The organism is Vannielia sp., assembly GCF_029212645.1.
Lineage (GTDB): Bacteria > Pseudomonadota > Alphaproteobacteria > Rhodobacterales > Rhodobacteraceae > Vannielia.
In genome coordinates this window covers 12,644-34,662 of the sequence record NZ_JARGND010000027.1, presented here as the reverse complement: position 1 = coordinate 34,662, position 22,019 = coordinate 12,644, and the positions used below count along the sequence as shown (strand labels likewise).

Annotated in this window: 25 protein-coding genes; 1 reads left to right on the top strand and 24 read right to left on the bottom strand. The window is 63.1% G+C overall.

Annotation, left to right across the window (positions count from 1 at the left end):
- Positions 1–97 precede the first annotated feature (97 nt).
- Entirely contained in the window at positions 98–910 is an 813-nt protein-coding gene (cysE, locus tag P1U55_RS10190; protein WP_301047469.1) for a serine O-acetyltransferase, read from the bottom strand.
- Positions 911–1,098: 188 nt separating this feature from the next.
- Here cysE and P1U55_RS10185 point away from each other — a divergent pair, with 188 nt between their 5' ends.
- Positions 1,099–1,236 carry a hypothetical protein gene (locus tag P1U55_RS10185; RefSeq protein WP_301047468.1) on the top strand — a complete coding sequence of 46 codons (138 nt, stop codon included), beginning with the start codon at positions 1,099–1,101 and terminating at the stop codon, positions 1,234–1,236.
- 105 nt (positions 1,237–1,341) lie between these two features.
- Here the strand turns inward: P1U55_RS10185 and P1U55_RS10180 are convergent, their stop codons facing one another.
- From P1U55_RS10180 to fabD, 23 genes are all read right to left on the bottom strand, one after another.
- A complete protein-coding gene (locus P1U55_RS10180; protein ID WP_301047467.1) occupies positions 1,342–1,641 on the bottom strand; it encodes a hypothetical protein in 300 nt (99 codons plus the stop codon).
- Positions 1,642–1,644: 3 nt separating this feature from the next.
- Entirely contained in the window at positions 1,645–2,355 is a 711-nt protein-coding gene (locus tag P1U55_RS10175) for a DUF2793 domain-containing protein (protein WP_301047466.1), read from the bottom strand.
- Positions 2,348–6,289, bottom strand: coding sequence for a glycoside hydrolase/phage tail family protein (locus P1U55_RS10170; RefSeq protein WP_301047465.1), 3,942 nt, complete (start codon positions 6,287–6,289; stop codon positions 2,348–2,350). The genes P1U55_RS10175 and P1U55_RS10170 overlap by 8 nt, the downstream gene beginning before the upstream one ends.
- A complete protein-coding gene (locus P1U55_RS10165) occupies positions 6,289–6,729 on the bottom strand; it encodes an NlpC/P60 family protein (protein ID WP_301047464.1) in 441 nt (146 codons plus the stop codon). The genes P1U55_RS10170 and P1U55_RS10165 overlap by 1 nt, the downstream gene beginning before the upstream one ends.
- A complete protein-coding gene (locus tag P1U55_RS10160) occupies positions 6,722–7,666 on the bottom strand; it encodes a DUF2163 domain-containing protein (RefSeq protein WP_301047463.1) in 945 nt (314 codons plus the stop codon). The genes P1U55_RS10165 and P1U55_RS10160 overlap by 8 nt, the downstream gene beginning before the upstream one ends.
- Complete coding sequence (locus tag P1U55_RS10155; RefSeq protein ID WP_301047462.1) at positions 7,663–8,295, bottom strand: DUF2460 domain-containing protein; 633 nt, start codon at positions 8,293–8,295, stop codon at positions 7,663–7,665. The genes P1U55_RS10160 and P1U55_RS10155 overlap by 4 nt, the downstream gene beginning before the upstream one ends.
- 30 nt (positions 8,296–8,325) lie before the next feature.
- Positions 8,326–8,988, bottom strand: a complete 663-nt coding sequence (locus P1U55_RS10150) for a phage tail tape measure protein (RefSeq protein WP_301047461.1) — start codon at positions 8,986–8,988, stop codon at positions 8,326–8,328.
- Positions 8,975–9,175, bottom strand: a complete 201-nt coding sequence (locus tag P1U55_RS10145; protein WP_301047460.1) for a rcc01693 family protein — start codon at positions 9,173–9,175, stop codon at positions 8,975–8,977. The genes P1U55_RS10150 and P1U55_RS10145 overlap by 14 nt, the downstream gene beginning before the upstream one ends.
- 4 nt (positions 9,176–9,179) lie before the next feature.
- The gene (locus P1U55_RS10140; protein ID WP_301047459.1) at positions 9,180–9,506 is read right to left on the bottom strand and encodes a gene transfer agent family protein; all 327 of its coding nucleotides are present in this window, start codon (positions 9,504–9,506) and stop codon (positions 9,180–9,182) included.
- Positions 9,507–9,522: 16 nt separating this feature from the next.
- On the bottom strand, positions 9,523–9,936 hold the full coding sequence (locus P1U55_RS10135) for a phage major tail protein, TP901-1 family (RefSeq protein WP_301047458.1): 414 nt from the start codon (positions 9,934–9,936) through the stop codon (positions 9,523–9,525).
- A gap of 42 nt (positions 9,937–9,978) precedes the next feature.
- On the bottom strand, positions 9,979–10,386 hold the full coding sequence (locus P1U55_RS10130) for a DUF3168 domain-containing protein (protein ID WP_301047457.1): 408 nt from the start codon (positions 10,384–10,386) through the stop codon (positions 9,979–9,981).
- Positions 10,383–10,724 (bottom strand): head-tail adaptor protein, encoded by a 342-nt coding sequence (locus P1U55_RS10125; RefSeq protein ID WP_301047456.1) that lies wholly within the window; start codon positions 10,722–10,724, stop codon positions 10,383–10,385. Before P1U55_RS10125 ends, P1U55_RS10130 begins: the two co-directional genes overlap by 4 nt.
- A complete protein-coding gene (locus tag P1U55_RS10120; RefSeq protein ID WP_301047455.1) occupies positions 10,721–11,332 on the bottom strand; it encodes a head-tail connector protein in 612 nt (203 codons plus the stop codon). Before P1U55_RS10120 ends, P1U55_RS10125 begins: the two co-directional genes overlap by 4 nt.
- A gap of 216 nt (positions 11,333–11,548) precedes the next feature.
- Positions 11,549–12,742 carry a phage major capsid protein gene (locus P1U55_RS10115; RefSeq protein ID WP_301047454.1) on the bottom strand — a complete coding sequence of 398 codons (1,194 nt, stop codon included), beginning with the start codon at positions 12,740–12,742 and terminating at the stop codon, positions 11,549–11,551.
- A gap of 70 nt (positions 12,743–12,812) precedes the next feature.
- The gene (locus tag P1U55_RS10110) at positions 12,813–13,388 is read right to left on the bottom strand and encodes an HK97 family phage prohead protease (RefSeq protein ID WP_301047480.1); all 576 of its coding nucleotides are present in this window, start codon (positions 13,386–13,388) and stop codon (positions 12,813–12,815) included.
- 25 nt (positions 13,389–13,413) lie between these two features.
- Positions 13,414–14,607, bottom strand: a complete 1,194-nt coding sequence (locus P1U55_RS10105) for a phage portal protein (RefSeq protein WP_301047453.1) — start codon at positions 14,605–14,607, stop codon at positions 13,414–13,416.
- A 104-nt stretch (positions 14,608–14,711) separates the two neighbouring features.
- A complete protein-coding gene (locus P1U55_RS10100) occupies positions 14,712–16,058 on the bottom strand; it encodes a terminase family protein (RefSeq protein WP_301047479.1) in 1,347 nt (448 codons plus the stop codon).
- Positions 16,059–16,598: 540 nt separating this feature from the next.
- Complete coding sequence (mltG, locus tag P1U55_RS10095) at positions 16,599–17,750, bottom strand: endolytic transglycosylase MltG (protein WP_301047452.1); 1,152 nt, start codon at positions 17,748–17,750, stop codon at positions 16,599–16,601.
- A complete protein-coding gene (gene fabF / locus P1U55_RS10090) occupies positions 17,750–19,012 on the bottom strand; it encodes a beta-ketoacyl-ACP synthase II (protein WP_301047451.1) in 1,263 nt (420 codons plus the stop codon). The genes mltG and fabF overlap by 1 nt, the downstream gene beginning before the upstream one ends.
- A 137-nt stretch (positions 19,013–19,149) precedes the next feature.
- A complete protein-coding gene (locus tag P1U55_RS10085; RefSeq protein WP_301047450.1) occupies positions 19,150–19,605 on the bottom strand; it encodes a hypothetical protein in 456 nt (151 codons plus the stop codon).
- Between the two features lie 165 nt (positions 19,606–19,770).
- Positions 19,771–20,004 (bottom strand): acyl carrier protein, encoded by a 234-nt coding sequence (locus P1U55_RS10080; protein ID WP_121898256.1) that lies wholly within the window; start codon positions 20,002–20,004, stop codon positions 19,771–19,773.
- Between the two features lie 186 nt (positions 20,005–20,190).
- Positions 20,191–20,928: a 3-oxoacyl-[acyl-carrier-protein] reductase gene (gene fabG / locus P1U55_RS10075; protein WP_301047449.1), complete on the bottom strand. Its 738-nt coding sequence runs from the start codon at positions 20,926–20,928 to the stop codon at positions 20,191–20,193.
- 5 nt (positions 20,929–20,933) lie between these two features.
- Positions 20,934–21,875: an ACP S-malonyltransferase gene (fabD, locus tag P1U55_RS10070; RefSeq protein WP_301047448.1), complete on the bottom strand. Its 942-nt coding sequence runs from the start codon at positions 21,873–21,875 to the stop codon at positions 20,934–20,936.
- Positions 21,876–22,019: the final 144 nt, after the last annotated feature.

Here is a 22,019-nt window from a genome sequence, read left to right as displayed (position 1 = left end):
CTTGGTATCGGAATCGCCGCGCAGTGCATTGGGTGCGATGTTAAGAGCGGAGCAGCCGAAGGGGCATCCCGCGACGAGATCGCGGAAAGAAAATCGTTCAGCTGCTGCTGCCGGATAAGAGTTGGTTCATCGAAACAGAGGGCTGGCTGCACCCGGCCTCGCCAATAATCTTGGCAGGCACACCGGCAACGGTGGTGTCAGGGGGCACGTTATCAAGCACCACGGAACCCGCGGCAATGCGAGAACAGCACCCGATGGTGATATTGCCCAGCACCTTGGCTCCGGCACCGATCAGAACGCCATTGCCGATCTTTGGATGACGGTCTTCATCTTCCTTGCCAGTGCCACCCAGCGTCACCGAATGCAGGATCGACACATTATCCCCCACCACGGCCGTTTCGCCAAAAACGATCGAGTGCGCATGATCAAGGAATATTCCTTTTCCCACCCGGCAGGCAGGGTGAATATCCACTCCGAAAGTCTCTGAAATGCGCATCTGAAAGAAGTAGGCCATATCATGCCGGCCCTCGTTCCATAGCCAATGGCCAACCCGATAAGCTTGGATCGCCTGATAGCCCTTGAAGTACATCAAAGGCTGCAAGAACCGATGGCACGCAGGGTCACGCTCATAGACAGCCACCAAGTCGGCGCGAGCCGCAGCCGCGATGGTGTGATCAGACGCAAAGGCCTCATCCGCGATTTCGCGCACCAACTGCTCTGACATTTCTCCAGAGACCAGCTTCATGGCGATACGAAACGCCAAAGCCTGCTCCATTGTGCGGTGATGGAGAATGCAAGAGTGCATCAATCCGCCGAGCAACGGCTCGTGGCCGATCGCCTCTTCACCTTCCTGGATAATCCGGTCCCAAACAGGATCGATTTCACTTAGTTTGCTGTGGACGTTGGCCATGGTCATTTCCTCGCGCGTTACGACCCTTTTAGCCCAGATAGGACGCAGCCGCCAATTGCAAAGCGTTATGGATGAGGAAACTGGCTGTGATGGAGGTGGAGTGACAACAGCCCTTTCGGGCGCGCGTAGTGTCTTTGCTTTAAGAGTTGGCCAAGGCAGCGGCGCTTGGTGCAGTTGGAGCGAAGGTGGTGGTACAGCTTGATCAGCAGTCCATGGGGCGGCTGAGCCGGATGGATGCATTGCAGTCCGAAGCCATGGCGGAAGGCAAATCACCGAGTGCGCGTGGCGCAAAAGCAGCAGATAAGAGCGGCTTTGTCACATTCTGATAGAGGGGGAGTATAGGTTTTGCACTGATGGCGGCAAAATAGTCGCTGAGGCGCGGCTGGAGCATGACCCAGCCGCGCCTTTGTGGATTTCTTCGCCCCCGGGGTTTAAAGGCCCAGCCCAACACCTGTGCGATGGCGGATCACCGCGTCCAGCACCAAGGCCCAGCAACTTGCGTAATCGGGGTCATCCCAACCGCGCGCACGAGCCCTTGGCGACCTTGCGACCGCCGCAGCCAGGGTGCCGTCGCCCCATACCCGGTGAAGGCAGCCAGTGCGCTTGCGAAACCGGTCCGCCGCCTCCGCGAAGGCAATGAACCGGGCAATGGCGGCATGCCGCTCCTGTTTCGACAGCGGCAACAGCACCCGCACCGCCTCCGCGATGTCACTGTGGTGAAGCGGGCGCATGCTTTAAAGGTTCGGCAAGTCGATGGTGAAGTAATGTGCCGCAATCCGCACCGCTCCACCAGCAAAGTCCCCCCCGGTTGCGCTCAGCTTCAACCCGGTGGCGGAATACCAAGTGGTGGGCGAGCCTTGCATACCCGTGCAATACGAGCCGAGTGATAGCCCAAGCCCGGTGCCAAATTGCCCTTCACTGCCGTTGATCCCGAATGTCCATGTGGTCAAGGTGCCTGTAATTTCGGCGATCACACGCGCCGAAACCGCAAATACCATCGCATTGGCGGGCACTTGGATGCTGGTGATATCATTCGCCCCTGCTGCAATCGTGTGATCAAACTCAAGCACCTGCATTTTGGCTGCTGCGCCAGAAGGACTTGCCGCCATCCGAGGTGGCTGCCAATCGGAACCATCCCACAGCGCATCGGTCGCCGTATCAACGATCCAGGCGCGCCAGCCCACCATTGGCGCCAAAAATGACCAGCCACCATTGTCGCCAATCGCGATCTGGCCCCCCTGCCCGGCCCAGGCATTGGTTCCGCCGGTCGGCACAAACCATGCCTCCCCATCGACCACTGCAGCAGGCGGGGTCGTTGTGGTGGCGGATTGCAGGCGCAGTTGCGCCAACCCATCGAGCCGCATCAACGCGGCATTCACCGTTACATGCTTTTGCGCCTGACTGGCTTGCAGAAGAGGCAATTTAAGTTGCGTGGTCTCATCCATTGATTTCTACCTTTCCAAAGGGGCCGGGGCCGAACCTGTCGGAAACCTGCGCCACATGAATTTCGAAGGGCGCGGTTACACCGTCGCCCGCTTGAAGGGCTGCTACATAGGTCCACTCCGGCGTGGTAAGTGTTTGCTCACGCACCACCGCGCCGCCCTGAACGATCCGAAGCAGGTAAACCTCGCTATCCTCGCCCAAGGGCACCTCGGCGGATTGCCAGCTATCGCCATCAATCCGGGTCCGGCGGATCCAGCTCACCATCAAATCCCCAGCCGCATTTCGCCGTGTGTTCAGATGCACCGGGGCGTAGGGCCGCAGCCCGATGCCCGCAAAGGCCTCTTGGCGTTCCGTATAGGATGGGTCGTCATAAGCCCGCGCCGCAGCCCCGATCCGGTAGAAGCGCGACAGACCCCGCGCCGAACTGGCCAGCTCAATCTGTGGCAATGTGCTGGTAAGCAGCACCACTCGGCTGCCGATAGGCCAACTGTCAGGCATGATGCCATCAGTGCCAAGCTGGCCACGCAATCGGCCCGACAATTCCCAAACACCGCCGCTGATGAGTTGCACCTCAGCGAACTGGAAAATCTCCCAGTTGTCCGAACTGCCGTCACCAATTGCCATGGCGTTGGCACCGGCAAAAACCTGTGCTTCGCTCGCCGAAAAAAGCGTTCCCGCAGAGAGGCGCACACGAAGCGGAGCACCCTTGTCCCACGTGCTTGGGCGGGCGGCCTCCAGTGGCGACTCTGTGACGCCAATCGTTGCGCGCGAACTGATCAATGTGTTCAATTCGTAGTCCGAGCCGGTGGGCGATGCGTATACCGCCACACTCCCCGGCCATGGCCTCGCGGTTACGGCTAGGTGGGGGGCGTGTTCCGTTTCGTCGCCCGTCAAGAGCGGAAGATCCAGAAAGACCGGCAGCACCGGCAGCGGGGGAACAAAGGCACGGGGCGTCACCGTTTCTTCAACGGCGTCGCTTGGCGCGTAGACGCTATGTTCCACCCGCACCGCCTCAATGATCTGCGTTCCTGCGTGCTCAACCCGGTCCACGCGATAGTCAGCAGATCGCCCCTCAGTGGGCAGCGTCACCACATCGCCCGCACCAATCGGCAAACGTGACAGCGGCAAAGCAAAGCGGGCCGTATCTCGGGCCACACGCGACTCTGCCAACCAGCGTTCAACGATGCCCTGCGCTTCGGCACCCGTCAGCGCCAAGGGTAACTCAGATTGGGAAACCCCGTAGGTCACCTCGTCGGGGAAGATCGCCTCCGCCGCCCGCGCCTCATAATCGCCGTTACTCTCAATATAGTTCAGCCGAACCTTTCCCGCCGTTTCAGCAGAAGGTGCGCGGATCGTTTCGATATCAGCGCTCAGGTCCTCTGTCACGGCCAGCCGCTCTTGGTCGATCACCGCACAGGGCAGACCATTGCGGCTGGCAAAGCATAGCTTTCCATTGCGCTCCACCGCATCAAATCCATAAGCGAGCATCAGCGGTTGCAGAGCCGCCCGCGCGTCGGTCAATTGATCAATGCCATAGCCCCGCACAATCCCGTAGAGCCTGTCGAGGTCCAGCATATCAAGCGAAAGCCCCGATCGCAGGCACAGTTCGGCGACTACAGCCGGCAGGGCCTCCGCCGTCACCCGGCCATTCAGCCAATGGCCGCGCGGATAGTTCTCTCCATCCGACCAAAGCTCTGACAGTCCGGGGAAAAACGGGAAGGGTCGTGCATCCCAAGCCCAGACATGCGCCCGCGACATATCCACCATTGGTGCGTCATATTCGGTGGATACCGGGTTGTTCGTCTCCTCGCCAAAATACGCGTTGACAGCTCGGATGTATTGCTGCTGCACCAAATCATCGCGCGTTCCGTCAGAGTAGTAGGGCAGCCCACTTTCAGAGCTTTTTGCATCGAGGAACTTGTTTGGCTGGTTGGGGCCCTTGTCGATAGCCGCACAGCCATACTCAGTAAACCAGATCGGTTTTGACTGCGGCACCCAGTCCGTCGCATTCACCTGACGCACCCCACCGATCCGCTCATGATGCGGGTTTTGCCACCAAGACTTCAGGTCTTTGTTGCGGAAAACCCAATCTTCACCATGCGCCCCGTCCAGAATGGGCGAGCGTATCTGCGCCGCGCGGGCCTCATCATGAGCGTAGTACCAATCAAAGCCCTCGCCCCCGGCGACCTGGCTCTTGAGGTACTCCAGGTTGTAGATCGCCCCCGCTTCCGCATCGAGGTGATCTTCCCCATCGCGCCAGTCAGAGAGCGGCATGTAATTGTCGATCCCGATGAAATCGATGTTGCTGTCAGCCCAAAGCGGGTCGAGATGAAAGTACACATCCCCCGAACCATCCTGCGGGTGATAGCCAAAGTACTCGCTCCAATCGGCGGCATAGCCAATCTTGCACTCCGGCCCGAGAATAAGCCGCAACTCGGCCGCAAGCGCACCCATCTGATCTACCGCCGGAAAGCCCGCCGCCCCGCGAATTTGCGTCAACCCGCGCATCTCGGTGCCAAGGCAAAAGGCACTCACACCGCCTGCGGCCGCACAGAGATGGGCGTAATGCAGGATAAACCGGCGGAAAGACCATTCAGCCGGGCCAGCATAAGCAATGCCCGGATCTTCGCCCGAGCCGAGCACGGTAAAGTCTGCCGCCGCCGCCTCGCCGAAGAAGGTTTCAACCTGATCATCGGCTACGAAAGACCCATCCGGTGAGCTAGGCTGACCGGGCGCTTGTGACAGGGTAATGCGCCCCCGCCACGGCAGCTTTGGTTGGTCTGCCGCGCCGCTCCACGGATCGGTCAGCCCGTTGCCCTCCAATTGGTCCATCAGGATGAAGGGATAAAAAACCACATCCTTGCCTGCCGCATTCAGCGCCTGAATGGCTTCCACCACCGACCTGTCGGTCGGGGTGCCGCCGTAAACCGGACGGTTGTCCTCGTCACGCGGCAAAAGCGGCGCGGTTTCACGATGCAGGCTGCTCACGATCCACGGCATCGGCGTGCCGTCATAGTCGGCCTGCTCCACCTTGGGCTTGATCTTGCAGGTGTTGCAGCGCAGATCATCGCCAAACCAACTCACCACCAGTGAAACCGACCCGCAGCCCGGAAGCTCCTCTGTCAGCGTTTCCAGCGAACTGGCAAAATCAGTCTTGCCTGACGGGGTGTTCACGTTGGCCGAACTGCTTTCACCCAGCCCGTAATCATAGTGCACCGGTGTTGTGGCGAGGGCGTATTCCCCGGTGCCCGGCACAAGGGCCACCCCTTTGATCGCTCGCGCAAGGCTTTGCGCCTCGGGTGTGTCCACAGCCTCGCTCACAGGGCGGATCACCTCAAACGAAAGCTGCGGAACCCGGTTGCCATAAGCGCTCAGATCAAGATCTTCGATCACCACATAGGCAATGCCACGATAGGCCGGCACCAGCCCCTCGCCTTCAACGGCCTCCATCTTGGGATCAGGCAGCTGGTCTTCGCTGCCCAGATAAACCTGCATGTTCAGGCTGTCCGGCTCGATCTCGGTGCCATCGGCCCAGATACGCCCGATGCGGGTGATCTCCCCCTCACAAAGCGCCAACGCGAGGCTCACACAATAGGAGTATTCACGCACTTTCGGCTGCGTCGGCGCGCCCTTGCCCCCACCCGATGTGGTAACCTTTTCTTGGAACTGCGTCGCCCAGATCACCTGCCCTCCAAGCCGCATCCGGCCATAAAGCTGGCCAATCGCGCTGCCCTCGCTGGCCCCGGTCAGGCGAAAGCGCTCAACGCGCCCGCTCTCTACAACCTGGCTGCCCTGCCCCAGCAACCGCTGGTCAATCACCCGGCCCAGCGTTGCCCCCACGGCTCGCCCGATCACCGCGCCCGAAAGGCCCAGAAGCGTTCCGCCAAAGGCAGAGCCGGCAGCGGCACCCGCCGCCGAAAGTAAAATGGTTGCCATCAGTTCACCCCTTCCGGAAATTCAAATCGCGCCACCACCCGCCGCGCCCAGGGACGGGTGAAAGCACTCTCGACCACGCCGTGATTGGCGTAGGCGTGGATAAAGCTGGTCTTCGGACCGATCCGGCCCTGTATTCCCAGATGTTTGGCCACCGCGCCGCTGCGCATCCGAAACAGCAGCACATCCCCCGGCGCGGGCGGATCATCCCGGCCTTTGCTGCGCAAATGCCGCTCGGCGGCGCGCCACAACTGCTCATCGCGCTGCGGCTCTGACCAATCCCGCGTATAGGCTGGCACCACTTCGGGTTCTGCCCCGTGCACCTCGCGCCAGACCCCGCGCAACAGGCCAAGGCAGTCGCAGCCCGCGCCCTTGGTTGAGGCCTGGTGCAGATAAGGCGTGCCTATCCAGGCGCGCGCCAGTTGGGCCACGCGCTCAGTCATTGTTGAGCTGCTCGATGATGGTCGGATGGGTCGGCGTCGGCGTCAGGCTGCCGCCCTCGTTCTGCCCGCTACTCACCGGGTAGGACATCAGCCAATCTTCTCCCGGAATGCTCGGGAAACCGCGAAAGTTTTCAAGGTTGGCAAACTTCAGACGGCAGGTGGCGGCCCGCTTGTCACACCCCGCTTCAATGCGCACCATGTCACCTGTGGCAATCTCCGCCGGAAGCTGCTCCCATAGCTCAATCACCCGCTCGTCATTGCTCAACCGATCATTCTTGATCTGCCCAACAAGGCCCGCCGCCTCGCCTGTCAGCACCTCAAAACGACCCCGTTCAAACCAGCGCAAATCAAACTCATCCATCCCCGCAAACCGAAAGATGCGGCCATCCTCAACCTGCTCCACCGCCCGCTCGCTTTGGTAGCCGGGGTTTGAAAGATCGACCCCGCAAGACCCATCCCCCAGCACCGCGCTACAATGGGGCTGGTAAACCCGGCCCTGCGGTTGGTTCAACGCTTCGGTCAGCCCGCGCAGCTCCGCCTCAAAGGCCCCGCCACCGCGTGAAACTTCGCCCAGCGTACCGCGAAACAGCATCACCCGGCTCTCCGGCGCTTGCCAGTTGACCAACCACGCCGTCACCTCGGCCCCATCATACCGGCCTGCAAGGATGTCTTCTTCGGTGATCGCCTCGCTGCTCAGTGCGCCCATCGCTTCGGTGTTGTCCACCGACAGGCCGGTGGATTGCATCAGCGCTTTGGCTGTCAGGCCAGAGTTCGCACGAAAGGCAATTCCGTCAAACGCCAGCGGCACATCGTGGTCGGTAAAGCCCAGCACCTCGCCATCGCGTCGCGCCACTGTCCACGCCCGCGCGACCGAGGTGATCCCCCCGCGCAAATGCGCATGAAGCGCCGCGGCCCCGGCATCACTCGCCCCGTTCACAGCCGCAACTCCATGACCGGCACATTGGGCACATCGCCCGCCTTAAACGAGGCCACGCTCGTCTGGATGCGGTCGGTGTCAAACCGGACCGGCACGTCAAATTCAAAGCCTGCCGTAACGCGCAGGCCGATCGAGGGGGCGGATTCAAAGGTGATCAAGCCGGTCGTCACGTCGATCTCAAAGTTCTGCTGCTCGAAGTATTGCACCCCTTCCACCCCGGCCAGCACAGTCCCTTCGACCGGCTTTTGCACCGGACGCGTGTAGCTCGCCTCCCCCGAGGCATAGGTTTTGGAGAGCTGAAACGTCACCGTCTCGCCGTCGCCAATACCAATTTCCTGATCGCCGTAACCCGGCGCATCGCTGGCGGCACTGGACTTGAAATCGCTCCAATCTTTCCAGCGAAACCCGTAAAGCTGGCCGCGCCGCGCCTCGAAGAAGGCCAACAGCACCTCGACATCATCCAACGAGCGCATCCCCAGCCCCGCATCATATCTGCGGCGCGAGTGTGCCCAGGGCGTGTTTCGCTCCTCGAAACCATTGGCGAGCGTTACGATCTCGGTGCGCCGTTCAGGGCCACCAACCGAGCCAAAGCTCAGCGAGGCCGGAAAGCGTATCTCATGAAATCCCATGTCGTGGATCCTCCGTCTATCTTCACTGGCTCAACGGTTGCGTTGGCCCTGCGCGAGTGCGCGGTTCATCTGCGCGGCGATCTGGCTGCGGGAGCGCTGAAAGCTGCCTGCATCGGGCGTGGTGATATTCATCACCACGTTCACGGCCCCGCCGCCGCCCCTCGTCTTCACGCCAAGCGAGCCATCGGCTCCCCGCGCCAGCGGCATGATCGCCTCTGGCCCCGCTTCGCCCATCAGCCCGGTGCCGCCGCGCATCCCGAAGTAGGTCGGCTGGGTCACAACACCGCCGCGGGCAAAAGGCTGCACCCGGCCCTGGCTGAACGTGCCGCCCTTCTCAAAGGCCTGCGCCCCGGTGATGAAGCTCTCGACCCCCTGCCCGATCAGCCCGCCAAAATGGTTGGTGATGGGCTTGATCGTGGCATTGTAGGTGGCATCAATCATGGATTGCGCCACGGTTTTCAGCGCATCCGAAAGGCGCATCCCGTCAAACGCCAATCCATCAAAGGCATTGCGCAGCCCGCGGCCAATCTGGTTGGAAAGCTGGCCCACATTGGCCTGTGTCACCGTCAGGCTGGTTTGCATCCGCTGTAGCTCGGCATCAAAGGCCGCAGTCATCTGGGTTGCGCCGCCAAGCGCGTTTTCCAGCGCGTCAACCTGCGCCTCAAGGGCATCGGCCCCGTCAAAGTCCGCCATGATCCATCATCCTTTGCTCGTCGGGGAAAGCTGCGGCCAATTCGGCCAACCGCGCCCGCGTAAACGGTGCCTCGACGCCTTCCAGCCCGAGCATCACCAATAGTTCCACGGGCGTGAGCGCCCAGAATTGCGCGGGCGTGAGCTTTAGCTCGCACAGCCCCCGCCGCATCAGCCCCGCCCAATCCATCCCCTCAGGCCCCCCTGCCCTGCGGCAGCGCGAAGGCGCGCGCCAAAAGCTCGGCAGCGGCACGGGCCGCCTCTACCGGGCCGCCGGCAATTTCCACTGTCATCAAGTCAGCCGCCGCGCCCTGCCAACCGCCGCCCCGCAGGCCCGCAACCAAAAGCGTCAGCACATCGCGCGTGCTGAAGCGCCCTGCTTCAAAGCGCTCGACCAGCCCCATCAGCGTGTCTGCCTCCAGCGCCGCTTCCAGCTCAGCCAGTGCGCCCAGCGTCAGCTTGCAGCGGTGCGTCACGCCATCCAGCGTGACCACCACTTCCCCCGTCCATGGATTAGCCATTCCGCTGCCCCCCGGCTCAGATCGCGGTGAACGAAAGTTCGCCCGCTGAAGCGAGGCTCAGCTCATAGGTCGCCTCACCGTTGAGACTACCCGCATATTCAACGCTGGTGATCTGGAACGCCCCTTCCACCACGCCAAAATCGGGGATCACCACCTGAAAGTCTGGCGTCTCTCCGTCAAAGAAAATCTGGCGCGCCCGCTCATCGCTGCTCTCGTCGCGGAAAACGCCCGAGCCGCTGATCGTGGCCGATTTCACCCCCGCACCAGACAGCAACTCACGCCACCCGCCCTGGCTTTCCAACGAGGTCACATCAACGCTCTCGGCGTTGAAACTCACCCGTGTGGCGCGCAGCCCGGCCACGGTTTCAAACAGACCGCCGCCGGTCATGTCCATCTTGATCAAAAGGTCCTTGCCGTTCTGGGCACCCATCTCGGTTCTCCTGAAGTTTACCTGTAATTTCGGTGTGTTGCGTCAGTTCTCGACCCGCGCGGCAAAGCGCAGATCAATCCGTCGCTGATCGCCCGTGCCCACCCTTCGGGCGCGCGCGCGTTCAAAGTAGAGGCTCACCAACCGGCCCCGGCTGAGGTTAAGCGGCGCTTCGTGCAGCACGTCACTGATCGCCCCGCCAATCTCCTTGGCGCCAGCAAAGCCCGCCGCATCGGTGATGACACTGACGGTAAAGCGAAACAGCGCGCCGGTGCCGGTGCCGTCATTTCTGGCCAGCACCTCCTCACCCCCAAGGCTGATGTAGGTGCCGGGCGGCGTGCCCGGCGGGGCGGCATCGTAAATGTCACTGCCCACCAGCGCGGCAATCGCCGCATCGCTAGTAAGGGCCTGGTACACGGCCGCCTGAAGGGCCGCAGCTGCGCCATAGCTCATGCCGAAACCTCCTCGCGGGCAAAGCACGTCAGATAGCGGCCCTGCACATCCCGTTCGGCCACCGCCAAAATCAGGTAGGTGCGCGGCCCTTCGCGAAAACGTTGCTCAGCGCGTGGGCGGCTCTGGGCATCTGGCGGCGCGGCACGCACGGTGATCTTGTAAGGCACCGACGATACCGTCAGCAGCCCATCCGCCGTTTCGCGCCCCGAGCCAGCCTTCACCTCGGCCCAAAGCTGGCCCAACTCGGCCCATTGGGTGGTGTAGCCGCCCGCGCCATCGGCCAACCTTTCGGGGGCCTCCAGCACCAGCTTGCGGTTGAGAACAGGAGGCTTGCTCATGCCCGGCCTCCGCGATCTGCGCCAAAGCCCATGCGCACGCTGCGCCAACGTTCAATCAGCGCCGACACGCCATAGGGGATCACCCCATCTCCCTGGCGCGCCTCATGGCGGTATTCGTAGTAATGCCCGGCGAGCAGCAACACCGCCTGCGCCAGATCGGCGGGCACATCGGCCCAGACCGGGCCAAAGCCTGCGTCAAACTCGATCACCAGCTTGCCACCTTTTGGCACCTGCGGCAGGCTCCCACCCGAGGCCCTGATGTGTGGGCGATGGGTGTCTTCCTCCAGCCGGTATGCGCTGGTGGGAACAAAGTTTTCCCAGTCCAGCAGGTCTACCGTTTTTACGGCGGAGATCCGGCGCACCGGAGCCACTGGCAGCGCCATGGCATCCGCGCCGCGCCAGCCCGCCAGAACCCAGCGAAAATCCCGCTCCAGCAGCACCTTCCCGGTCCAGGCTTCCACCGCCGCAAGCGACGCCCGCAGCAAGGATTCCAGAAGCCCGTCCTCGGCCCCTTCATCGGCAAAGCCGGTGCCCATCCGCAGATGGGACTTGAATTCGGTCACCGGCAGCGCCGCTGCGGGCACCGAGGTCAACTCGGTCAAAATCATTTCTCGTCTCCCGAAAAGGGCCTTGATCTCCGCCCGGCTCTGCCTGCTGCCCTCGGTGGGCAAAGCGGCAGATGGTGACCACGGGTCGCAAGCCTCCCGCCCCACCCGGACGGAGGGGAGCAGCATTGGCAGCGCAGAAGGGTTCACCCTGCGCCCGTGGCTCCCCCCAGGCCGCACCTCCCTGCGGAGCCACGGCCTGAACGGATTCTCACCCCCTTACGAGGCCGAGAATTTCAGCAGCTTGATCGCCTCGAAGTCGCTGACATCGCCGCCCACGCGCTTGGTCGCGTAGAACAGAACATGCGGCTTGGCGCTGAAGGGATCGCGCAGCACCCGCAGGTCGGGGCGCTCGGCCACGGTGTAGCCCGCCGCGAAATCACCAAAGGCAATCGCAGTGGCATCGGTGGCAATGTCGGGCATGTCCTCGGCAATCAGCACCGGGTAGCCGAGCAGGCGCGCCGGCTCTCCCGCCGCCAGACCATCCGACCACATGAAGCGGCCATCGCTGTCTTTCAGCTTGCGCACCGTGCCCGCTGTTTTCGAGTTCATCACAAAGGTCGCGCCAGCACGGTATTCGGCAGGCAGCGCGTAAACCAGATCAATCAGGCCATCGCTGTCCCCCAGATCACCGTTCACGCCAGTGGCCACATAGCCAAGCTCACCCCAGGTGGCGAGATCATCGGCCACGATGGTGTGGGTCAACATACCCTTGGGCTTGTCGATGCCGTCCCCGTTGATGAAGGCCGCCGCTTCTGCACGGGAGAACTTCTTGGCGATCCGGTCAGCGAGCCAGCCGTCAATGTCAAAGGCGCTGTCGTCCAGTAGCCGCTGGCTTGCCTTGGGCAGCGCCGAAAGCTCGTGCAGCGGGATGGTGATGCGCTCGATCTGCGGCGTATCGGTCTCCACGCTGGAGGCCGTCTCGGTGGCCCAGCCAGAGCCCAGATCAGCGCGGTCGATCAGCACGTCAAACGAGGTCGCCTCAACCGTCACCACATTGGCAACAGCACGCAGGCTGGCGGTGCTGGCAAGCACGGTCTTGATGGTGTCAGCGGTCTGGCTGTCCACCAGATAGCCGCCGTCACCCGATACCGCCGTCGAGAGCGCCTTGCCCTCCAGCTCGAGGCCGCGCAGCCCATCGTCGTCGCCATTGCGCAGATAGGCCTCAAAGGCCTTCTGATGCGGCGCCTCGGCTTCGGCAGCGGCGGCAAGGGCTGGACGCCCGGAGGTCATGGTCTTGGTGTTGAGCATGGTCAGTCGCTCTTCCTGTTTCTGAAGTCGGTTGTGAAAGTTATCCTGGAAGGTCTTGAATTCACCCAGGAAAACGGTGAGGGCCGAAGCCACTTCGGCCACGGGTCCGGTGGTTTCGGGCAGGCTCCGCCCGCCCCCGGACCCAGTCTCGGGAGTGCTCATGGCAGCTTTCTCCTATTGCAGTTGGTCGCGGTCTGGCCCGAGGGCCGCGCCGCTGTCGAAACGGCCGGCGTCAGCCCGCCAAGGCCCGGCTTGCAGCGCGTAGCGCCTCCGCCAGTTCGTGCCAGCCGCCGTCATTGGGCCGCTCGGGCGCGACATCCGCCGCATCCCCCTTGGCCCCGGACAGCCGGGCAGTCGGCAGCATCGGGAAGGTCACAAGCGACACCTCCCAAAGCTCCAGATCGTGCAAGAGCCGCTGGCCCTGCGCATTCTTTTCGGCCCGCTTAGTGCGGTAGCCAATGGAGAGCCCGTCAATCGCTCCCGCCTCGATCAGTGCGGCGGCCTCACGGGCGCGGGTCACATCCGGCAACAGGCGACCTTTTACATAAAGGCCCCGGCGGTCCTCGCGCACCTCATCCCAAATGCCGATCGGCTCGCGCGGATCATGCTGCCAGAGCATCTTCACGCTCTTGCCGCTCGCGGTCATCGCCTTCAGCGAGCGGGCGTACGCCCCCGCCATCACCACATCATTACCCTGATCAGCCGCGCCAAAGAGCGAGGCGTAGCCTGCAATCTCCAGCCCGTCGCTCACCTTCAGCTTCGCCTCTGGCGCGCAAAATTTTAGCTCCAAATCCGGCCCGTAATCCATTGCCATCGCTTGCTTTTCTCCTCGGTTACTCATTGTCACCCGCCTCCAGAAGCGGCGGCAAACCCAGCATCGAGCGCTTTTCGGCAGGGCTCAGGAAATCGGCCTCCGCCACCCGCCGCCACTGCGCCTCACGCTCCGGGCCAAGCGCCGCCACCTGGTCGAGGTCGGGCTTCAGCCGCACCACCTCTCCACCAAGCGCCGAAAGCCAATCGGCCAGCGCGGTGGCGACCTTGCTCACCAGGGGCAGCACCGCGAGCCGGTAAAAGGCGCGGTTGGCCTCCTGGTAGTTCGCGTAGGTCGCATCCCCCGGAATACCCAGCAGCATCGGCGGCACTCCGAAGGCCGTGGCGATCTCGCGCGCGGCGGCCTCCTTGGTCTCCTGAAACTCCATATCGGAAGGCGAAAAGCCCATCGGCTTCCAGTCCAGCCCGCCTTCCAGCAGCATCGGTCGGCCCGCATTGGCCGCGCCCTGATGGTAGGTGCTCATCTCGTCCTGAAGCCGCGTGTATTGATCCGCCGTGAGCTGGCTCGCCCCATCCGCACCCCGGTAAACAATCGCCCCTGAAGGCCGCGCCGCATTGTCGAGCAAACCTTTTGACCATTTGCTCGCCGCGTTATGCACATCCACCGCCGTGGCCGCCGCCCGCAGCGGGGACAGGCCATAATGGTCGTCCTGCGGATGGAACGCCTTGATATGGCAGATCGGCATCGCCCCGCCCGAGGCATCAAACCGGTGCTTGCGGCCATCTACCTGATATTCATAGCCAATCGGCCAGCCATCGCTGCCGGGGATCACGCTCATCCGGTCCGAACGCAGCACATGCAGCTCCACCGGCATCGCCAGATCACCGCCCGCAACCGCCTCAACATAGCCATTGCCCGAGAGCAGCATCTGCCCGAACAGCGCCTCAAGCATTTCCGCCCGCCCCTGCGCCCCGTTGGGCCGCGCCAGCAGGTCGGCCACCGGATGGCTCTCATAGCGCCGCTCCCGGTCTTCGCACACCAACGGCACGGCGGCTGCGGCTTCAGCAATCATCTTCACCGCTCTAAAGCCCACCGGATTGCCGGTGAACCCGTGCTTGATCAGCGAAACCGTATCACGCGGGCTCCAGGCCACCCGGCCCGCGCCATGATAGGCGATCACCGGACCAGTGGCCGATGCCTTGGCTTCGGGCACAGGCCCGCCGCCCCGCTCCCGCTTGAGGAAGTCGAAGACCATCCGTCATCTCCTTTTGGTTAGTCGTCTTGCGCCGGGAAAGGCTCTGCGTCCCTCAGCGTTTCGGCTTGATAGAGTTATCGTTAAAATTCTTCTAAATTTCGTAACTACAGCGTACGCACCATCGGACGGCTGAATTTGGCTGCCGGAACGAGGATCAATTCGCTCAGCGCCCATACCAGCGCATCCACCCGGTCGGGCGAGCCGCTGCCCGCGTAGCCTTGCAGCGTCATCCGGCACATTTCGTCCTCAAGCGCGCCCAGCCCGGGCATATGGCGCACCCGCCCCTGCTCATAAAGCGCAGCCACCGGCTCGGCCCTTGCAACCTTCCCGCGTGAGGCTCTCACCGCGCGGAATGGCACCGTAGGGTCAAGCTGGCGCAGCAACGTTTCCACCAGATCGCCGCCCTGGTTCACCTCGGCGACAACCCTGTCAGCGCCGTGCCGCTCGGCGGCGCGCAGCGCTGCGCGCGCCCAGTGCAGCGGGCTGGCCGCCTCTACCGAGGCATCCTCCAGCACCACCGCGCGCCAGTCTTGCGGGCTCTCGGCCCCCGCCTCCAGCGCCACCACAACAATGCCGCAGGCGTCCGAATTTGCGTGCCCGGTTACCGGAGGGTCAACCGCCACCACCACCCGTTCAAGCGGTGGCGGGCTGGCAACCCGTGCCGCCTCCAGCCCCGTGTGCGACCACAGCGCGCCCTCGATTTCGTCGAGCAACACGCCGTCCAATTCCTGCCGCCCCAGCCGCGTGCCGGCATAACGCCGCTGCACTTCCTCAAGGAAAGCGGGGGCCAGATTGGCGCGGTTTGCCTCGGTGCTGGCCTTTGTCACCACCGTGCTGTCACGCTCCAATAGTTCTTTCAGCAGCGGCTGGTTTCGCGGCGTCGTGGTCACGCAAATGCGCGGATCATCCCCAAGCCTCAGCGCAAATTGCAGCATGTCCCAGGCATCTTGCGCCTTCTTCCATTTCGCCAATTCATCCACCCAGGCGCCATCAAACTGCGGCCCGCGCAGCGCCTCGGGATCATGCGCCGAGAACAGCTGCGCCACCGCACCATTGGGCCACATCAGCTGTTTGCGCCCGGCCTGCCATTCGGGCCGCCTGTCGGGCGGGGCGCAGGCAAGGATGCCGCTATCGCCAAACACCATCACCTCGCGCACCTGATCAATCGTTTCTCCCACCAGCGCGATGCGGCGGCACGGGCCGGGGTCCATCGGCCCCGACCCTTCCACTTGCGCGCGCACCCACTCCGCCCCGGCGCGGGTTTTGCCAGCCCCGCGCCCGCCAAGGATCACCCAGGTCCGCCAATCGCCCTCTGGCGGCAGTTGGTGTGGCATAGCCCAAACCTCGAAAAGCCAGGGCAAGGCCGCCAGCGCGTTTTCACTCAGCCCGTCAAGGAAGGCCGTCTGTTCCGCCTGCCCCACGGAGGCGAGCCAAACGGCGGCCGATTTCATCTCGTGCGGCGTCAAGGTCGAGGTGCCCGGCGCTTCCACTGGCCTCGGCGTTGCTGCCTCCACGTCCTGATCCAGGGCCACTTCGCCCCTGATGCTCTTGAACAAGATCACTCTCCTGATACGCGGCAAAGAGCGCCCGCCGCAAAGCCCTTAACCGGGCCAGCGCCGGGCCGGGAGGTTGCACCCCCTCCCACTCCGCCATGGCTTCCGAGAACGCCCCCACGCTCTCACTCACAAGCTGCTCCGCCGCAGAAAGCATGCCTTCTGCGGCCCCGTCCTCTCGGTCGGGTTCATTCGTCATACGATCTCTCACTTAGGTCCCACCTCGGAAAATCGGGCACAAAAAAACGGCCGCTCTCAAGTGAGAGGAGCCGCGCCCAACTGTTCCATCGTGCTTAAAGGTATAGGCTGGAGCGTTCGCAAAGTCAAGCAAAACCGCTGCCGCCGCGCCGTCTAACCGTTTGTTCCGTTAGGGTTTTCTTTACGTTTGCTGCGCAACTCCGGGTAAACCGCTGCGATCAAACGGAAAGGCCGGAGCGCTCAGTTTCCCGAGCGCTCCGCCTCGATTTCGCGCCAGCGGGCCACGTTTTCATTGTGCTCTTCCAGCGTGGTGGCAAAGGCATGTCCGCCCGTACCATCAGCCACAAAGAACACATAGTCGGTGCTGTCGGGGTTCAGCGCCGCTTCAATGCTGAGCCGCCCCGGATTGGCAATGGGCGTCGGCGGCAGCGCGTCGATCACATAGGTGTTGTAGGGGGTGCGGGCGCGCAACTCGCTCTGTCGGATACCCCGGCCCAAAACGCCCCGCCCCTCGGTGATCCCGTAAATCACCGTCGGGTCGGTTTGCAGCTTCATGCCCGCTTCAAGGCGGTTCACAAACACGCTAGCCACCTGACGGCGCTCCTCTGGCACCCCGGTTTCCTTTTCCACGATGGAGGCCATGATCAGCGCCTCCTCCGGCGTGTCATAGGGCAAGCCCTGCGCGCGGTTTTCCCAGGCTTCCGCCAGAATAACCTGCTGCGCGGCCTGCATTCGCGCCAGCAAGGGCTTGATCTCGGCCCCCTTGCGCACCTCATAGCTGTCCGGCGCCAGCGAGCCTTCCGGCGGCACCTCGGCCTCACCGGTCAAAAAGCCCGCGCGGCTCAGGCTGTCGACCACCTGCCATGAGGTCACGCCCTCGGCCAATGTCACCCGGTAGCGCACGTCCGATCCCTTGGTGCCGTCCAGGTATTCCGCCGGGGCTTCGGCCTCACCCGGATCAAACTTGACAACTTCCACGTATTCCTGCGTGGCCGGGTCCAACTCGCGCATCACCAGTTCGGCCTTGTTAATGCCCACCCGGTAAATCACCTCGGTGCCACAGGTTGAAGGGCCCGCCGTGGTGATCTGGCGGGTGATCTCCTCCATCGAGGCTCCCGGTTCCACCAGGAACGAGCCTGCCTTCAGCAGCGGCGTGCGCTCGGTGTAATCCGCGCCCATGCGGAACAGCATGTCAGAGCCAATCGCCCCGCGCTCTTCCAGCTCACGGCTAACAGCCCGCATGCTGGTGCCGGGTTTCACCTGCAAGCAAATCGCCTCGCTCAGCGGCCCCTCGGCCACATAGCGGTTCTGTGCCCAGCCTACGGCCACGGCAAGCGCGACCATTATCACGATTATGATCGTCAGCCCGTTCGAGGCCAGTGCCCGCCACATCAGTCGTTGACCTTGCCCAGAACGAGGCTCGCATTGGTGCCACCAAAGCCAAAGCTGTTGGAGATCGCCACGTTGATCTCACGTTCGCGCTTGGCGTTGGGTGCAAGATCAAGCTTGGGTGTCACGGCGGGGTTATCCAGGTTGATCGTCGGCGGTGCCACCTGATCGCGGATCGCCAGCACACAGAAAATCGCTTCCACAGCGCCCGCCGCGCCCAGCAGGTGGCCGATCGACGACTTGGTTGACGACATCGTCGCCTTGCTCGCCGCATCGCCCATCAGCCGCTCAACAGCGCCCAGCTCAATGGTGTCAGCCATGGTCGAGGTGCCATGGGCGTTGATGTAATCCACCGCATCCGGGGTCAGCTCAGCGCGTTTCAGCGCGGCCTCCATGGCGCGGTAGCCGCCATTGCCATCTTCGGCAGGCGCGGTGATGTGATAGGCATCGCCCGAAAGGCCATAGCCCAGCACTTCGGCGTAAATTTTGGCGCCGCGCGCCTTGGCGTGCTCGTATTCCTCCAGCACAACCACACCCGCGCCCTCACCCATGACAAAGCCGTCACGGTCTTCGTCATAAGGGCGGCTCGCGGTTTCAGGGGCGTCGCCCCGCTTGGTGCTGAGCGCCTTGCAGGCGTTGAAGCCGGCAATCCCGATTTCGCTGATCGGGCTTTCGGTACCCCCGGCAACCATCACCTCGGCATCGCCCCATTGGATGAGCCGCGCGGCATCGCCAATCGCATGCGCGCCGGTGGAACACGCGGTCACAACCGCATGGTTTGGCCCCTTGAAGCCATAGCGAATGCCCACCTGCCCGCTCACAAGGTTGATCAGCGCGCCGGGAATGAAGAACGGGCTCACCCGTCGCGGCCCACGTTCCTTGAGCGTCACCGCCGTTTCAGCGATGGAGTTCAGCCCGCCAATGCCCGAGCCAATCATCACGCCAGTGCGCAAGCGGCTCTCTTCATCTTCCGGGGTCCAGTTTGCATCTTTCAGCGCCTGATCCGCGGCGGCCATGCCATAAAGGATGAAATCATCAACCTTGCGGCGCTCTTTCGGGGCCATCCAGTCATCCGGGTTGAAAGTGCCATCGCTGCCATCGCCCATCGGCAACTCGCAGGCATAGGTGGTGGCCAGGTGGCTGGCGTCAAACCGGCTGATCGTCGCCGCCCCTGACTGACCGGCCAGCAAACGGCTCCAGGTCTCTTCCACGCCACAGGCGAGCGGAGACACCACACCCAATCCGGTAATCACGACACGACGCATTCTGCTCAACCCCCGTCTTTTTCTGTTATCCCTGATATACGCACTTCCCCCGGCGCGGCAAGATCACACCCGCCTCTCACCGCAGCTTTCCGCCCGCAAATACCGCCATGTTGGGGGTTATGGCCGATCCCGCAGCCTCACTCGCAAACTTCCGGCAAAACCACCGCCCAGATCGGGCAGTTCACCGGATCATACCACCAGCCTTCCGAGGAATTGATGCCATAATGCACCCCCACCCAAACCCGTCCGGACTTTTGCAGCAGCACTTCCATCGTTGGCCCGTTGCCGACCTGCGGATCAATCTCGCCCCTCCTCGCGGCGGGCGTGGTGTAAATATCAATCGGTTGCCCACCGGGGCGCTGCGCCCGCACGGTTACAAAGCCAACATCCACCGCAACCCGCATCTCCCCCACCACAAACTCAACCGGCGGCGCAAAGCTCCACTCAGCCTGCGGACGGATCGCATCCATGATATCCTGGCGAGTCTCGCTGCCCCTTTGCGGCTCGCTGTAGCCCTGCGCCACCGCGCCCTGCGCAAAGCCCCAGAGCGCAACAGCCAAAGCCAGTGCTTTGTAAGGGAAGGTCCACCGCATCACGTTCACCTCTCGGGCACCTCTCGGGTTGCCCCGCCAGCCTAGCGCACCCCCTGCCCTGTGGCGAGGCCCAGCGCATGGCTCCGCTCAACCGGCCAAAGCAAAACGGCGCCCCGAAGGACGCCGTTTCAAAATTCTCATGCGGTGCGCCGTGGCGCGAAAGCCTTAGCTGGCTTCCTTGATGAACTTAACCGCGTCACCAAAGGTCTGGATGGTCTCGGCGGCGTCATCGGGGATTTCGATGCCAAACTCTTCTTCGAAGGCCATGACCAGTTCAACCGTGTCGAGGCTGTCTGCACCCAGATCGTCGATGAACGACGCATTCTCGGTGACTTTGTCCTCTTCCACGCTGAGGTGTTCCACAACGATTTTCTTAACCCGATCAGCGATGTCGCTCATGATCCAATATCCTCGTCAGTTTCGCGGGATAGACCCGCCATATTCCTCGCCCAGAGGTGCAACAAGTGTACACATGCGCCGTTGCCTGCCGCCACCGAAATCGTCTCGGGACCGCTCGAAATGTGCGCCGCCTATAGCATGTTCTGATGGGGAGGCAAACGCTTTCGCGCCCCCCACCCCGGCGGCTCAGAGCATTGCCATGCCACCGTTTACATGCAGCGTGGTGCCCGTGGTGTAGCCTGCTTCGTCGCTCGCCAGATAGAGCGCCGCCGCAGCAATTTCGCCCGCATTCCCCATTCGTCCTGCCGGGATCTGGCCCATGATGGCCGTCTTTTGATCCTCGGTCAGCTTCTCGGTCATCGCCGTGGTGATGAAGCCCGGCGCAATGCAGTTCACCGTGATATTACGGCTGGCCACCTCATAGGCAAGGCTCTTTGACATGCCAACCAAACCCGCCTTGGAGGCGGCATAATTGGCCTGACCGGGGTTGCCGGTAGCGCCCACCACGGAGGACACGTTGATAATCCGCCCCCAGCGCGATTTCATCATGCCCCGCAGCACGCCCTTGCACAGCCGGAAGGCGGCGGTGAGGTTCACCTCGATCACCTGCGCCCACTCCTCCTCGCTCATCCGCATGAACAGGTTGTCACGGGTCACACCAGCGTTGTTCACCAGAATATCCAGCGCGCCCATCGCCTCGATCGCCTGCTTTGGCAGCGCGTTTACCGCCTCCGCATCGCCAAGGTTGCAGGGCAGCACATGCGCCCGCTCGCCCAGCTCATCGGCCAGCGCTTTCAGCGGCTCCTCTCGGGTGCCACTCAGCCCCACGGTCGCGCCCGCGCCATGCAGCGCCCGCGCGATCTCGCCGCCGATTCCCCCCGAAGCACCGGTGATCAGCGCACACTTCCCCGTCAGATCAAACATGCCCGTCACTCCTCAGCCAGCGCCGCCACAGCGGCCTTTACATCATCCGGCGTGCCAATGGCGCGCGTCGCAACCGTCTTGTCGATCCGGCGCACCATGCCCGAAAGGGCCTTGCCCGCGCCAATCTCCCACATCTCCGTCACGCCTTTTTCGGCCATCCACGCCACGCTCTCGCGCCAGCGCACCGCACCGGTGACCTGATCCACCAGCAACGCCCGAATGGCGGTGGGATCTTCCACATCATGCGCCAGCACATTGGCCACCAGTGGCACCTTGGGCTGTGCCATATCAACCTCGTCGAGCGCACGCGCCATCACTTCGGCGGCAGGCTGCATCAACGCCGAGTGGAAGGGCGCAGACACCGGCAACAGCATCGCCCGCTTGGCGCCCTGCGCCTTGGCCATGTCGCACGCCGCCATCACTTGCGTCTTTTCGCCCGAAATCACCACCTGCCCGGGATCGTTGTCATTTGCCGCTTGGCACACACCGCCCTCAGCGGCTTCTTCGGCAATCCTGGCCACCCCGGCAAAGTCGAGCCCAAGGATCGCCGCCATCGCGCCATCGCCCACCGGAACCGCCGCCTGCATCGCTTCCCCGCGTGTGCGCAGCAACCGCGCGGTATCAGCCAGGCTAAAGGTGCCCGCCGCGCAAAGGGCCGAATATTCCCCAAGCGAGTGCCCGGCCACGTAAGAGGCCGCCTCAAGGCTCACCCCTTCCGCGCCCAGCGCCGCCATCGCCGCCATCGACGTCGCCATCAGCGCGGGCTGCGCATTGGCTGTGAGCGTCAGCTCTTCCGCCTCGCCTTCCCAGATCAGCGTTGAAAGCTTTTCGCCCAGCGCCTCGTCGACCTCTTCAAAGACCGCCGCTGCCGCCGGATAGGCCTCGGCCAGCGCCCGGCCCATGCCGATCACCTGCGCGCCCTGTCCCGGAAAAATGAATGCCCTCATCGCCCCCTCCTTCTTCGTCTTCGTGGTTTTCCCCTCCCTAGCGCGTCCCACCCCGCCGGACAAGCGCCCCCCAATGGCGCACTCCCCCTGAGCGGCTGAATTTTCTCCGTGCACTATCGCACAGCAAACCCCCACACCGCAGGA